Here is a 12,837-nt window from a genome sequence, read left to right as displayed (position 1 = left end):
GGTCGGGGTGGCCGACGCGGGCGCGTTCCTGGCCCGGCTGGTCCGGCTCGACCCGGCGGCGCTGGTCCGGCTGCGTCCGGCCGGCCCGGCGGACCCGCCGGAAGCCGTCCCGTCGGCCCCGCCCGGCGTGCCGGCGGCGACGTCCTCCGCCCTGTCGACCCCGCCCGGCATCCCGTCGACCCCGCCCGGCGTCCCGTCGACCCTGCCCGGCGTGCCGGCGGCGCCCTCCGTGTCGGCGGCCGGGACGGCGCCGGTCGGCCGGACGGTCCTCTGGGCCCGGCTGCCGTGGGGTGTGCTGGCCGTCCGGACGGTGGCCGGGGCCGGTTGCGGCGACGCCACGGTCGCCGCCCGGGAACTGCTGGCCGCGCTGGCGGCCGGCGAGGACGCCCTGCCGCCCCGGCGGGACGCGCAGTGGCGCTGGCCGCTGCCGCCCTCGACGAGCCACCCCGTGGAGGTGCTGCCGGCCGGGGAGCTGTGGCGGATCGCCGATGCGGCGGCGGAGACGCTGCGCGAGGCCACGGCCCATGGCTTGAACGGCCGGGCGGTGGGGCAGCGGGTGCTGCGGGACGCCCTGCTCGACCACGTCGCCGTGGTGGTCACCCCGGACGGCCCGCCCGGCCCGCCGGTCGAGATCGCCCAGCGGCTGGTCCAGGGACTGCTCCGGATGGGCTTCCTGGGCCGCCCCGGCGACGGTGCCGGTACCCCGGTGGGGACCCCCCTACCTTTCGCTGTCGGGGCCGCCCGTGGCGACGTTCAGGTGCGCGTGGCTGGGCGATGGGTCAGCCTGGTGGGACCATGCGGAGCCGTATGGTCGCAGAAGGTTGCTGATCTTGCCGTCACGCCGCTCGGGGCTCAGCCGAAAGTATGACCCCTGTTCATTCTTCTGGATCGGTGCTGCCGTTGGGGGGATGCTTCAACCCGGCTGTCCGGGTACCGTCCATCCTCGGATCCAACGCACCGTAGGCGAGTGGATCCGCTGGGGAGTGAGGTGCGCGAGCGATGCCGTGGTGGTCATGGCGCCCCGGTCCCGCCGGTGACGGCGAACCGGAAACTCGAAGCGGGATCACAGTGGACAGCACCGTCCGGGTCGGACCACCGGCCCCACGTCAACCGGGCGACGACTGCCCGGCCGCCGACCGTGCCGTGATCACGGACATGTCGGCAACCATCGGGCCGGTCACCCTCCGCCGGGTCTGCGACGCGCTCGACCTGCTGGACGTGCGCTACCTGGCCGACGGCGACGGCAACCTGCTGGCCATGTGGGAGCGGCACGCGGTGCTGGTCACTCTGGAGGGCCCGGAGGACGAGATCCTGGTGATGCGGGCCCGTCCACACGCGACGGTCCCGCCCGACTGGCTCGACCGGGCCTACCGGGTGGTCAACGAGTGGAACCACACCCGTCGGTTCTGCAAGGCATACATCGGCGACCCCACCGAGCGGGGTCAACTGCCGATCTACGCGGAGCTCCAGGTGCCCCTCGGTGCGGGGGCGCACGACGCGCTCCTGGTCGAGATGCTCGACTGTGGCGCGGCGGTGGCCACCACCTTCGTGGACTGGCTGCACGACGAGGGCGCGCTGCTCTGACCCGCCGGTCAGGCCGGGCCGGCCGCCGGGTCGTCCATCGCGTTCACCATGAAGTAGGCGGCCCGTTCCAGGTAGTCCCACAGCGCGGTGGCGATCTCCGGCGGCAGGTCCAGTCGGTCGACGGCCCGGCGCATGTGGTGCAGCCAGGCGTCCCGCTCGGCCGCGCCGATCCGGAACGGGGCGTGCCGCATCCGCAGCCGGGGATGCCCCCGCTGGGCGGAGTAGGTGTTGGGGCCGCCCCAGTACTGGATCAGGAACAGCGTCAGCCGGTCCGCCGCGGGGCCGAGGTCCTCCTCCGGGTACATCGGCCGTAGCAGCGGATCGGTGGCGACGCCGACGTAGAACTCGTCCACCAGCTTGCGGAAGGTGGGTTCGCCGCCGACCGCCTCGAAGAGGGTCACGGCACGCTCGGACTCACCTGCGGGATTCACCGTTCCATCCTGCCAGGTGCGTCCGCGGCCGGCGGGGGCGTACCGGCCGGGGCCGCTGCCGTCCTCGTCACACCGGAGGGTCAGCCCACCGCGTGGCTGGGTCGGCTGTGCTCGCCCGGCAGGTTGTCGAGCTGCCCCTCGCCCTTGCCGTCACCCTTGCCCGCCGGTGAGGGCCGGCCGGGGCCGGCGTCGTTCCCAGCGGCCTCGACCGCCGCGTCGATCGCGGCCCGGCTGGGCCAGCGCGCGGCGGTGAGCAGCATCAGCAGGACCCCGGCGGCGCTCCACACGCCCACCACCAGTGGGATCGAGAACCGCTCGGCGAGCAGGCCGGTGATCAGCACGGCGGCGCCCTGGATCACCTGAACCCCGGTGGCCATCACCCCGAACGCGCGGGCCCGGAAGCCGTTCGGCAGCGCCCGGACGAAGAGCCCGTTGGCGACCGGGAGCAGGCCGGCGACCGCGAAGCCGCAGAGGGCGGCGAGCAGGGCCACCACCAGCGGCGGCGGGTCGAGCAGCGCCGGCACCAGGGCCAGCGGCGCGAGCACCGCCAGCGGCCGGATCAGGAGCAGCCGGCGGGCCGGGGCGACCGCCCGCCCGACCAGCAGCCCGCCGACGATGAAGCCGATCGGGTTCGCGGCCATGATGGCGGCCTGGGACGCGCCGGTGTCCAAGCCGCCGCCGGCGCCCTCCCGGGCCCATGCGGCGGCCAGCCCTTCGGGCACGATCGAGAAGAGCATGGAGCTGAACACCAGCAGGGCGACCGCCCGCAGCACCGGGGTGCCGAAGACGATCCGGAAGCCCTCGGCGGTTTCCCGCAGCAGGTGGCTCCGGTGCGCCGCGCTCATCGCCGGTGGCCGGTCCCGGACGCCGAAGCGGACCAGGGTCGCCGAGAGGGCGAAGGTGCCCGCGTTGATCAGCAGGGCGGCGGTCGGGTTGACCGCGGCGATCGCCGCGCCGATCAGATAGCCGATCACCTGGGCGGCCTGGCCGGTGCTGCTGTTCAGCGAGAGCCCGACCACCAACCGGTCGCCGGTCAGGATGAGTGGCATCAGCGCGGACCGGGCGGCCTGGCTCGGCGGGTTGGCCAGGGTGGTCGCGAAGAGCAGGCAGAGGATCAGCCACGGCGGATTCCACGGGATGGCGACCAGCACCATCAGGGCCATCCGGATCAGGTCGCAGGCCACCATCACCGACCGGTAGCGGTGCCGTTCCGCCAGCGTGGCCAGCAGCGGGCCGCCGATCAGCCAGGGCAGGAAGCTGACCGCGAACGCGGCGGCCGAGTAGGCCACGGACTCTGTCTCGCGGTAGACCAGCACGGTGACTGCGGCCTTCGCGATGAAATCGCCGATCCAGGAGAGCCCGCTCGCGGCGAAGACCGCCCTGTACTCCCGCTGGGCGAACACCTCGCGGAAGGTGGCTGGCCCTTCCTGGGAGGGTCGCTCGTCGGACACCGTGGCCTCCATCGTCCCCACGGCGGCCACTCGTGATGGCCTGCCCGGGAAACCGTCGTCAGATCTACGGATCAGCGAGACGTGATCACGCTCCGGCAGATGGCGTGCGTACCGGATTCTGCCCGATCGTCTGAGAGCTGACTAGGGCGAACGGTTTGATCGTCGCATCTCCGACTGAACGAACGGACGATACCCGAGGGGCCGCGCGGTCCGCGACCCCTCAGATCCATGGTCAGGCAAAGTCGCAGGTCATCGACGTTCTTCGCGGTTCAGGTGGGCCCGCCCTGGCCGGTTGCCCCGCCCTCGACGGTGCGCAGCGGGAAACCCGGGTAGAGACGGGCGGCGGCGATCTTCGCCGTGATGCCGGAGTTCTCCAGCGCTTCGGCGAGCCGCCGGCGCAGCTCCCGGCCGACCGCGAACTGCCCGTCGGCGGTGGTCTTGACGACGGTACGGATCACCGCGCCGTCCATCGTCATCTGCTCGACGCCCAGCACCTCGGGGGCCTCCACGATCTCCGGGGCCAGATCGGGGTCCATCGCCACCGAGGCCGCAGCGGTCCGCAGCACCGCCGTCGCCTCCTCGGTGCCGGCGAACCCGATCGGCAGGTCGACCACGACCAACGCCCAGCCCTGGCTCTTGTTGCCCACCCGGATGATCTCGCCATTGCGGATGTACCAGAGCACGCCCCGGCCGTCCCGGACCGTGGTGACCCGCAGCCCCACCGACTCCACCACGCCGGTGGCCTCGCCGAGGTCGACCGTGTCGCCGACGCCGTACTGGTCCTCCACCAGCATGAACAGGCCGGCGATCAGGTCCTTGACCAGGCTCTGCGCGCCGAAGCCGAGCGCCACGCCGGCGATGCCCGCGCTGGCCAGCAGCGGTGCCAGGTCGAAGCTGAACTCGCGCAGGATCATCAGCAGCGCTATGCCGAAGACGAACGCGGTGACCATGCTGCGCAGCACCGAGCCGATGGCCTCCGCCCGCTGCCGGCGGCGCTCGGGGACGAACTCGCCGGGCTGGTGCGTGGCGGTCGGCACCCGCTCCCGCAGCGGGCGCAACATGGTCGGCACCCCGTCGGCGGTGGTGCGGACCAGCCGTTTGATCATCCGGTGCAGCGCCCAGCGGGCGATGAACGCCAGCACGAGGATCACGAGCACCCGCAGCGGCTTCAGCAGGATCCAGTAGCTGCCCTCGGCGAACCACGACGACCCGGTCGTCTCGTACAACCACTCGCAGGAGGTGCTGCTCTTGCAGTCGGCGCTCGGGGTGACGTCCGGGGCGGGACTCGGGGCAGCCACGGACAGGGCGGCGATCATCATCAGGCTGGCGGCACTCACCCTGTCTTCGTACCCCACGGCCGTCGGGCACCGGCCGGCGGACCCCATCCGGTCCGCCGTCGGCGGCGGGCTGTGGCGAACCGGTCATCCTTCCACGGCCCGAAAGAGCTTCACGAGGGACCCCGGATTAGTACGTGCAATCCTGGGTCTTATCAGGGACGATTGGCGCAACGGACGTCGGTGATCCTGCCGGCGTCGGGCGTGGTTCCGCCGTGCGCGGGCGTGCCCGGCGCGGCCAGCGGTGGGAGCGGCTGGACCGGGAAGGTGAGTTTCGATGCCTGACATACGACCCGCGGTGGGCTCCGGCGCGCTGGTTCTCAACGCCACCTACGAGCCGCTGTGTGTCGTGTCGGTGCGTCGCGCCGCGATCCTCGTCCTCTCCGCCAAGGCCATCTGCGTGGCCGACGGTGAGGGCGTGCTGCACAGCGCCCGCAACGCGCTCCCGGTGCCCTCGGTGGTCCGGCTCACCCGGTTCGTCCGGGTTCCCTACCGCACCCACGTCGGGCTCTCCCGGCGGGCGATATTCGCCCGGGACGGCTGGCGGTGCGGGTACTGCCGGGGCCCGGCGGAGACCATCGACCACGTGTTCCCGCGCAGCCGGGGCGGCCGGCACGCCTGGGAGAACGTGGTGGCCGCGTGCGCCCGGTGCAACCACACCAAGGGCGACAAGACACCGGCGGAGCTCGGCTGGCGGCTGCACGCGCCGCCCGTCGTCCCGATGGGGACGGCCTGGCGGGTGCTCGGCCACCGCACCCCCGACCCGCGCTGGGCCAACTGGCTCGACCTGCGCGAGCCCGAGACCGAGGCGGCGGCCTGAGCGGCGCCGGGACCGGTACGGGGTGGGGGCCTCACTCGTGGCGGGCCTTCACCAGGGACGCGTAGACCACCACGTTGTCGGCGTACCCGGTCTCCCCGCCGACCCACCGGCCGCCGCAGGTGATCAGGCGCAGCCTCGGCCGGGTGAAGTCGCCGTAGACCTCGCTCACCGGCAGTTGGTCCTTGTCGTAGCGGTGCACCGAGTCGACCTCGAACACCGCCACCGAGCGGTCCTCCCGGCGGATCTCGACCCGGTCGCCGGAGCGCAGCTCCTTCAGCCCGTGGAAGACCGCCGGCCCGGTCCGGGTGTCGACGTGGCCGACGATCACCGCCGGCCCGTACTGGCCGGGGGTCGGCCCCTGGTCGTACCAGGCTGCCTCCTGTGCGCGGGCGGCGTCGGGCACCCCGATGCTGCCGTCCGCCGCGATGCCGACGTCGTGCACCGGGGCGTCCAGGTCGATCGGGTCGCTGCTGATGGCGACCGGCCGGCTGGCCGGCAGCACCGGGAACTTCTTCGGCGGGGGCCGCAGGCCGGCGATGAACCGGTCCGGCAGCACGCTGTGCCCGGTCACCCGCTCGACGCCGAGCATGGCCACGATCAGCACCATCAGGGCGGCGATGACCAGCGCCGGGGCGCCGGGGCCCCGGCGGGCCAGCCGCCACCGGCCCGCGCCCGGCCCGCCCCGGCCCGGGGCGACGGCCACCGGGCGGGCGGCCGGGTCGACCGTGGCGACGCTGGCCGAGAAGACCTGCCCGGTGACCCGGACGACCCGACCGCACCCTCGGGCCACCAGCCGGGCCGCCGCCCGGAACCGGCCGGCGCCGCAGCGCGGGTCCCGGGCCGGGTCGACTCGTCGCGTACGTCGGCGGGCCACGGCGACCTCGTCAGGAACGCGTCCCGGTACGCCGGCGCGCGCCGAACGCCCCGAACCCGGCCGCCACGGCCGCCGCCGCGAGGCCGCCCACGAGCAGCAGCGGGCCGGTGCCCCGGTCGTCGCCGGCCGTGCCGCCGCCCCCGGTGTTGGGCCCCTTGCTCGGCTGGGCCATGTTCAGCACGGTAAGCGTGGTGGTCGCGGTGCCGCCGTTCTTGCAGTGCAGTTCGACGGAGTACTCGCCGGGCTGCTTGTTCTCCGGGATGGTGACCGCCCCGGTCAGGAAGCCGTTGTCGGGCCGGAGCACGACCCGCCCGAACGCGTCGGACCGCACGTCCGCCTGCTGCTTGTTGTCGTTGTCGCAGCTGGCCCGGATGTTGACCCGGGTACCGGCCTGCGCGCTGTTCGGCGTGACCTCGACGAAGGTGTTCTCCCCGGCCCGGGCCGGCGCGACCGTGGCCAGGACGAACGCCCCGACCAGGCCGAACACGGTCAGCACGGCCGACAGGACGCGATGTGACGCGGTGAGCCCCCGCATGATTCCCCCCTCCCGGTGCCGGGCACCGGAATCCTCCCCCGGGTAGTCCGCCCTGCATTCCCCCTGGCGTCGGGGCAAACCCGTCGGTCGGCGGCGCGGCGGGCCGGGGGCACCGACAGGGGCTCTCCGGTGCGTGGGGCGCTAGGCGGGCGGCCCGCCGTCCAGCGGGGTGACGGGGTGCCAGTCGAGGGGAGTGGACAGGACCATGGTGCTCGACGGCTGGCCGTACGGGGCGAGCCGGTCGATCACCCGCTCGAACTCGCCGATCGACCCGGTCGCGACCTTGAGCATGCTGCACGCGTCGCCGGTGATCCGGTGGATCTCCAGGATCTCCGGCCAGTGCGGCACCTCCGGGTCGTGCAGGATGCACCGGGACCCGTAGCAGGACATCCGGATCAGGGCGACCACGGCGCGGCCGGCCCGGGCCAGGTCGACGTGGGCGCGGTAGCCGGTGATCACCCCCGACTCCTCCAACCGGCGGACCCGTTCAGCCACCGCCGGCGGTGACAGGTGCACCCGGCGGGACAGCTCGCTGAACGACAACCGGGCGTCGGCCTGGAGCTCGCGCAGCAGCGCCCAGTCCATGTGGTCCACGCCTGACCTTCCTTCCCGAAACCCCGAAGGGGCGTTCGCCTTTGTCGTGGCAGGCCAGAGGCTGATAGTGCCGTCGAATCGGCATTCCATTCGGGCCTTCCACCAGGGCACCATGACGCTACCCGGCCGAGTGGATGGAGACGACAGGTGAAGCAGACGGACCTGCGGGCCCCCGCGCTGGCCGCGGCGGTCCGTCCGGCGACCCCGCAGCAGCGGGCGGCCCGGGCTGCCCGCAACGGCGGCGAACCCACGCTGGAGTTCGCCGAGCGGGTGCCCTACGACGCGTACGTGCACGCCAGCACCCTGCACCGGTTGCAGCAGCCGCTCAGCGACGACCCGGGCGAGATGTCCTTCCTGATGGTCAGCCAGATCATGGAGCTGTACTTCGGGCTGACCTGCCACGAGCTGCGCGAGGCGCAGCGCTGCCTGCGCGCCGACCGGGTCGGGGATGCGCTGGCCCCGCTGCGCCGCGCGGCCCTGCACCTGGAGGGGCTCAACGCGGCCTGGAAGGGGCTGCGCTGGATGACCCCGGCGGACTTCAACCGGTTCCGCAACCTGCTCGGCGAGGGCTCCGGCTTCCAGTCGGCGATGTACCGGCACCTGGAGTTCGTGCTCGGCCTGCGCGACCCGGCCCTGATCCGGCCGTTCCGCCGGCAGACCGAGGTGTACGACGAACTGTGCGCCACGCTGGCCGCCCCGAGCCTCTGGGACGACGTGGTGGCCCTGCTGGCCCGGCGCGGCTTCGACGTGCCCGCCGAGGTGCTGGAGCGGGACGTCGCCGAGGAGCACCAGCCGCACCCGGCCCTGGAGGCCGCCTGGGTGGCCGTGTACGCCGACAGCGGCCCGGACAACCACCTGCGGCTGCTCGGCGAGGCGCTGGCCGAGGTGGCCGAGCAGTTCGGCGACTGGCGGTGGAACCATGTCAAGGCGGTGCAGCGGACCATGGGCGCCAAGGTCGGCAGCGGCGGCTCGGCCGGCCTCGCCTGGTTGCAGCGCAGCATGGCCCGGGTGGTCTTCCCCGAGCTGTGGTCGGCCCGGACGGCAATGTGAGCGAGGAACACGACATGGACACCCCGGAGCGGGACGCGACGCGCCCCTCGGAGCAGGAGGCGCACCGCCTCGACCAGGCAGACCCCGGGCACCGGCACCTGTTCCACGTGCCGCCGGCCGACGGCGGGCGCTACCCGCAGGCCGCGTACCTGGCCGGCAACTCCCTCGGCCTGCAACCCCGGGCCACCCGGGACGAGCTGCTCGCCGACCTGGACGCGTGGGGCCGGCTCGGCGTCGAGGGGCACCTGGAGGCGGACCGGCCCTGGCTGCCGTACCACGAGCTGTTGACCGGGCCGGTCGCGCGACTGGTCGGCGCCCGGCCCGCGGAGGCCGTGGTGATGAACTCCCTCACGGTCAACCTGCACCTGCTGATGGTCGGCTTCTACCGGCCGGCGGGGAGGCGCACCCGGATCGTCATCGAGGACAGCGCCTTCCCCTCGGACAGCTACGCGGTGCGCAGCCAGGCCCGCCTGCACGGCCTCGACCCCGACGCCACCGTGGTCCGGCTGCGCCCGCGCGACGGCGAGGACACCCTGCGCACCGCCGACGTGCTGGATTTCCTGGCCGCCGAGGGCGACTCGGTCGCGCTGGTGCTGCTCGGCGGGGTCAACTACCTCACCGGCGAGCTGATGGACATCCCCGCGATCACCGCCGCCGGCCGGGCCGCCGGGGCGGTGGTCGGCTGGGACCTGGCGCATGCGGCCGGGAACGTGCCGCTGGCGCTGCACGACTGGGACGTCGACTTCGCCGCCTGGTGCTCCTACAAGTACCTCAACTCGGGCCCGGGCGCGCTGGCCGGCGTCTTCGTCCACGAGCGCCACCTCGGCCGGGCCGACCTGATCCGCTTCGAGGGCTGGTGGAGCACCGAGGCGGCCACCCGGTTCGAGATGACCCCGGTGTCCCGGCCGCCGGCCACCGCGGAGGCGTGGCAGGTCTCCAACCCGCCGATCTTCGCGATGGGCCCGGTCCGGACCTCGCTGGAGCTGTTCGACTCGGTCGGCATGCCGGCGCTGCGGGAGCGCAGTGTGCGGCTCACCGGATACCTGGAGCGGCTGCTCGACGAGGTCACGGCCGGCCGGCCGCTGCGGGTGGTCACCCCGCGCGAGCCGGAGCGCCGGGGCTGCCAGCTCTCGGTGCGCATCGGCGGGGGCAGCGCGGGCGAGCTGACCAAGCGGCTGCGGCACGAGCACGGCGTGATCGCCGACGCCCGGGAGCCGGACGTCGTCCGGTTCGCCCCGGTGCCGCTGTACTCGACGTACCACGACTGCTGGCGGGTCGCCGACGCGCTGGCCGCGACGGTGGAGATGCACTCATGAACGTGGAACGGGACGAGATCGCCGTCGTCGGGGCCGGCCTCGCCGGCTGCCTGCTGGCCTGCTTCCTGGCCCGGCGCGGGTACCGGGTGGCGCTCTACGAGCGGCGGCCCGACCCGCGCACCGGGACGGCCGAGCGGGGCCGCTCGATCAACCTGGCGCTGTCCGAGCGCGGGCTCGATGCGCTGCGCCGGATCGGCCTGGACGGTCAGGTCATGGCGGACGCGCTGCCGATGCGCGGCCGGATGATCCACCCGGTCGCGGGCGAGCCGCAGTTCCAGTCGTACAGCGCCGCCGGGGACCTGGCGATCAACTCGATCAGCCGGGGCGCGCTGAACAACGCCCTGCTCACCGCCGCCACCGCGCTGCCCGGGGTGCGGGTCGCGTTCGATCACCGGCTCGTCGGGCTCGACCCGATCACGGGGGAGATGACCTTCGAGACGTCCCAGGGCAAGGTCACGGCAGCCGCGCCGGTCGTCCTCGGCGCCGACGGGGCCGGCTCCGCGGTGCGCGGGCAGCTCCTCGCGTACGGGGTGCTGGGCGAGAGCCTCGACTTCCTCGACTACGGCTACAAGGAGCTGACCATCCCGGCGGTCGGCGGCGAGTTCGCCCTCGACCCGGCGGCGCTGCACATCTGGCCGCGCGGCACCTCGATGATGATCGCCCTGCCCAACCCGGACCGCTCCTTCACCTGCACGCTGTTCTGGCCCACCCACGGCACCGCGAGCTTCGCCTCGCTGAGCAGCCCGGCGGCGATCGAACGGCACTTCGCCACCCACTACCCGGACCTGGTCCCGCTCGCGCCCAACCTGGTCGACGACTACCAGCACAACCCGGTCGGGGTGCTCGGCACGGTCCGCTGCGCCCCGTGGCAGGCGAACGGGAGGGTCGGGCTGATCGGCGACGCCGCGCACGCCATCGTGCCGTTCTACGGCCAGGGCGCGAACTGCGCCTTCGAGGACGTGGTCGTGCTCGACCGCTGCCTCGACGAGTGCGACGACGACTGGGCGGCGGCGCTGCCGCTGTTCCAGGCGCGGCGGCAGGACGACGCGGAGGCGATCGCCCGGATGGCGCTGACCAACTTCGTGGAGATGCGCGACAAGGTGGCCTCCCCGGTGTTCCAGGCCCGGCGCGAGCTGGACCACGCGCTGGAGCGCGCCCTGCCCGGCCGGTACGTCTCGCAGTACGAGCTGGTCTCCTTCTCCACCACCCCGTACGGGCAGGTGCGACGGCGGGTCCGCCGCCAGCAGGCGGTGCTCGGGGCGGTGGCCGCCACGGCGGCGACGCTGCTGGTCGGCGCGGTCGGCGCGGCACTGGCCCGGGGGCGGCGGCGATGAGCGTGAACTGGGATCCCGGCCTGATGGCTGGGCGGGCGAACCGGGAGCCGGGGCTGCTGCGCCACTTCGTCGGCGGCGAGTTCGTCGACGCCGGGCGGCGGTTCACCAAGCGCAGCCCGGTGACCGGGGAGCCGGTGTTCGAGGTGGTGGAGGCGGGCCGTTCGACGGTGGACGACGCGGTGGCCGCCGCTCGGGCGGCGCTGCGCGGGCCGTGGGGCCGGATGGGTGAGCGGGAGCGCGCCGAGGTGCTGCGCCGGGTCGCCGACGAGTTGGAGCGCCGCTTCGACGACCTGGTCACCGCCGAGGTGGCCGACACCGGCAAGTCCGTCTCGCAGGCCCGAACCCTGGACATCCCGCGCGGGGCGGCGAACTTCCGGGCGTTCGCGGAGATCGTGGCGACCGCGCCGACGGAGTCGTTCACCACGGTCACCCCGTCCGGCGGGCGGGCGTTGAACTACGCCGTCCGCAAGCCGGTGGGTGTGGTCGCGGTGGTGGTGCCGTGGAACCTGCCGTTGCTGTTGCTGACGTGGAAGGTCGCGCCGGCGCTGGCGTGCGGCAACGCGGTGGTGGTGAAGCCGAGTGAGGAGACGCCGGCGTCGGCGACGGTGCTGGCCGAGGTGATGGCCGCCGCCGGGGTGCCCGACGGGGTGTTCAACCTGGTGCACGGGTTCGGCCCGGACTCGGCGGGGGAGTTCCTGACCCGGCATCCGGGGGTGGACGCGATCACGTTCACCGGCGAGTCGTCGACCGGTGGGGCGATCATGCGGGCGGCGGCGGACGGGGTGAAGGCGGTCTCGTTCGAGCTGGGTGGGAAGAACGCGGGCCTGGTCTTCGCAGACGCCGATCTGGACGCGGCGGTCGCGGGCTCGGTGCGGTCGAGTTTCACCAACGGCGGCCAGGTGTGCCTGTGCACGGAGCGGATCTATGTGCAGCGGCCGGTCTTCGACGAGTTCGTCGAGCGGTTGGCGAAGGCGGCCGACGCGCTGCCGTACGGGTGGCCGGCGGACGAGGCGACGGTGAACATGCCGTTGATCTCGCAGCAGCACCGCAGGAAGGTGCTCGGCTACCACGACCTGGCCCGCGCCGAGGGCGCGCAGGTACGTGCCGGGGGCGGCCGGCCCACGTTCGGTGACGCCCGCGACGGTGGCGCGTACGTGCGGCCCACCGTGCTCACCGGGCTCGGCCCGGACGCCCGGACCAACCGGGAGGAGATCTTCGGCCCGGTGGTGCACGTCGCCCCGTTCGACGTCGAGGAGGAGGCGTACGCGCTGGCCAACGGCACCGAGTACGGGCTCGCCGCGACGGTGTGGACCCGCGACGTGGGCCGGGCGCACCGGTCGGGGGCACGGCTGGACGCCGGGATCGTCTGGGTCAACACGTGGTTCCTGCGGGACCTGCGCACCCCGTTCGGCGGGGTGAAGGCGTCCGGCATCGGCCGGGAGGGCGGCGTGCACTCCCTGGGCTTCTACTCCGAACTGACCAACGTCTGCGTGGACCTCTCTTGAGCGGCGCGG

13 protein-coding genes are annotated in these 12,837 nt (G+C 73.7%); 7 read left to right on the top strand and 6 right to left on the bottom strand.

The window, feature by feature from the left end:
• Positions 1-202: 202 nt before the first annotated feature.
• Together ACQPZO_RS24475 and ACQPZO_RS24470 are read left to right on the top strand one after the other, a co-directional pair.
• A complete protein-coding gene (locus ACQPZO_RS24475; protein WP_433351220.1) occupies positions 203-868 on the top strand; it encodes a hypothetical protein in 666 nt (221 codons plus the stop codon).
• A gap of 131 nt (positions 869-999) precedes the next feature.
• Complete coding sequence (locus ACQPZO_RS24470) at positions 1,000-1,584, top strand: YbjN domain-containing protein (protein WP_433344260.1); 585 nt, start codon at positions 1,000-1,002, stop codon at positions 1,582-1,584.
• A gap of 8 nt (positions 1,585-1,592) precedes the next feature.
• Here ACQPZO_RS24470 and ACQPZO_RS24465 read toward each other — a convergent pair whose 3' ends face one another.
• The 3 genes from ACQPZO_RS24465 to ACQPZO_RS24455 all read right to left on the bottom strand — a co-directional run bounded on the left by ACQPZO_RS24465 (position 1,593) and on the right by ACQPZO_RS24455 (position 4,851).
• On the bottom strand, positions 1,593-2,015 hold the full coding sequence (locus tag ACQPZO_RS24465; protein WP_387026462.1) for a globin: 423 nt from the start codon (positions 2,013-2,015) through the stop codon (positions 1,593-1,595).
• Between the two features lie 80 nt (positions 2,016-2,095).
• Positions 2,096-3,478 carry an MFS transporter gene (locus tag ACQPZO_RS24460; RefSeq protein WP_433351218.1) on the bottom strand — a complete coding sequence of 461 codons (1,383 nt, stop codon included), beginning with the start codon at positions 3,476-3,478 and terminating at the stop codon, positions 2,096-2,098.
• A 257-nt stretch (positions 3,479-3,735) separates the two neighbouring features.
• Entirely contained in the window at positions 3,736-4,851 is a 1,116-nt protein-coding gene (locus ACQPZO_RS24455; protein ID WP_433344259.1) for a mechanosensitive ion channel family protein, read from the bottom strand.
• 226 nt (positions 4,852-5,077) lie between these two features.
• Here ACQPZO_RS24455 and ACQPZO_RS24450 point away from each other — a divergent pair, with 226 nt between their 5' ends.
• On the top strand, positions 5,078-5,620 hold the full coding sequence (locus ACQPZO_RS24450; protein WP_433344257.1) for an HNH endonuclease: 543 nt from the start codon (positions 5,078-5,080) through the stop codon (positions 5,618-5,620).
• 31 nt (positions 5,621-5,651) lie between these two features.
• Here the strand turns inward: ACQPZO_RS24450 and ACQPZO_RS24445 are convergent, their stop codons facing one another.
• The 3 genes from ACQPZO_RS24445 to ACQPZO_RS24435 all read right to left on the bottom strand — a co-directional run bounded on the left by ACQPZO_RS24445 (position 5,652) and on the right by ACQPZO_RS24435 (position 7,623).
• Positions 5,652-6,494, bottom strand: coding sequence for a class F sortase (locus tag ACQPZO_RS24445; RefSeq protein ID WP_433344255.1), 843 nt, complete (start codon positions 6,492-6,494; stop codon positions 5,652-5,654).
• A gap of 10 nt (positions 6,495-6,504) precedes the next feature.
• On the bottom strand, positions 6,505-7,029 hold the full coding sequence (locus tag ACQPZO_RS24440) for a hypothetical protein (RefSeq protein ID WP_433344254.1): 525 nt from the start codon (positions 7,027-7,029) through the stop codon (positions 6,505-6,507).
• Positions 7,030-7,170: 141 nt separating this feature from the next.
• Positions 7,171-7,623 (bottom strand): Lrp/AsnC family transcriptional regulator, encoded by a 453-nt coding sequence (locus ACQPZO_RS24435; RefSeq protein ID WP_396669941.1) that lies wholly within the window; start codon positions 7,621-7,623, stop codon positions 7,171-7,173.
• A 147-nt stretch (positions 7,624-7,770) separates the two neighbouring features.
• Between ACQPZO_RS24435 and ACQPZO_RS24430 the strand changes: the two genes are divergently transcribed.
• Genes ACQPZO_RS24430 through ACQPZO_RS24415 form a run of 4 tightly spaced genes read left to right on the top strand, consistent with a single transcriptional unit; the run spans position 7,771 to position 12,828 of the window.
• On the top strand, positions 7,771-8,673 hold the full coding sequence (locus tag ACQPZO_RS24430; RefSeq protein WP_433344252.1) for a tryptophan 2,3-dioxygenase: 903 nt from the start codon (positions 7,771-7,773) through the stop codon (positions 8,671-8,673).
• 14 nt (positions 8,674-8,687) lie between these two features.
• Positions 8,688-9,989, top strand: a complete 1,302-nt coding sequence (gene kynU, locus ACQPZO_RS24425; protein WP_433344250.1) for a kynureninase — start codon at positions 8,688-8,690, stop codon at positions 9,987-9,989.
• Positions 9,986-11,323 carry an FAD-dependent oxidoreductase gene (locus ACQPZO_RS24420; RefSeq protein WP_433344248.1) on the top strand — a complete coding sequence of 446 codons (1,338 nt, stop codon included), beginning with the start codon at positions 9,986-9,988 and terminating at the stop codon, positions 11,321-11,323. The genes kynU and ACQPZO_RS24420 overlap by 4 nt, the downstream gene beginning before the upstream one ends.
• 23 nt (positions 11,324-11,346) lie before the next feature.
• Positions 11,347-12,828 (top strand): 2-hydroxymuconic semialdehyde dehydrogenase, encoded by a 1,482-nt coding sequence (locus ACQPZO_RS24415; protein WP_433351216.1) that lies wholly within the window; start codon positions 11,347-11,349, stop codon positions 12,826-12,828.
• Positions 12,829-12,837: the final 9 nt, after the last annotated feature.

Source organism: Micromonospora sp. CA-111912, assembly GCF_050948415.1.
In the GTDB taxonomy this organism is placed as follows: domain Bacteria; phylum Actinomycetota; class Actinomycetes; order Mycobacteriales; family Micromonosporaceae; genus Micromonospora.
This window is presented reverse-complemented; position numbering and strand designations above follow the sequence as displayed.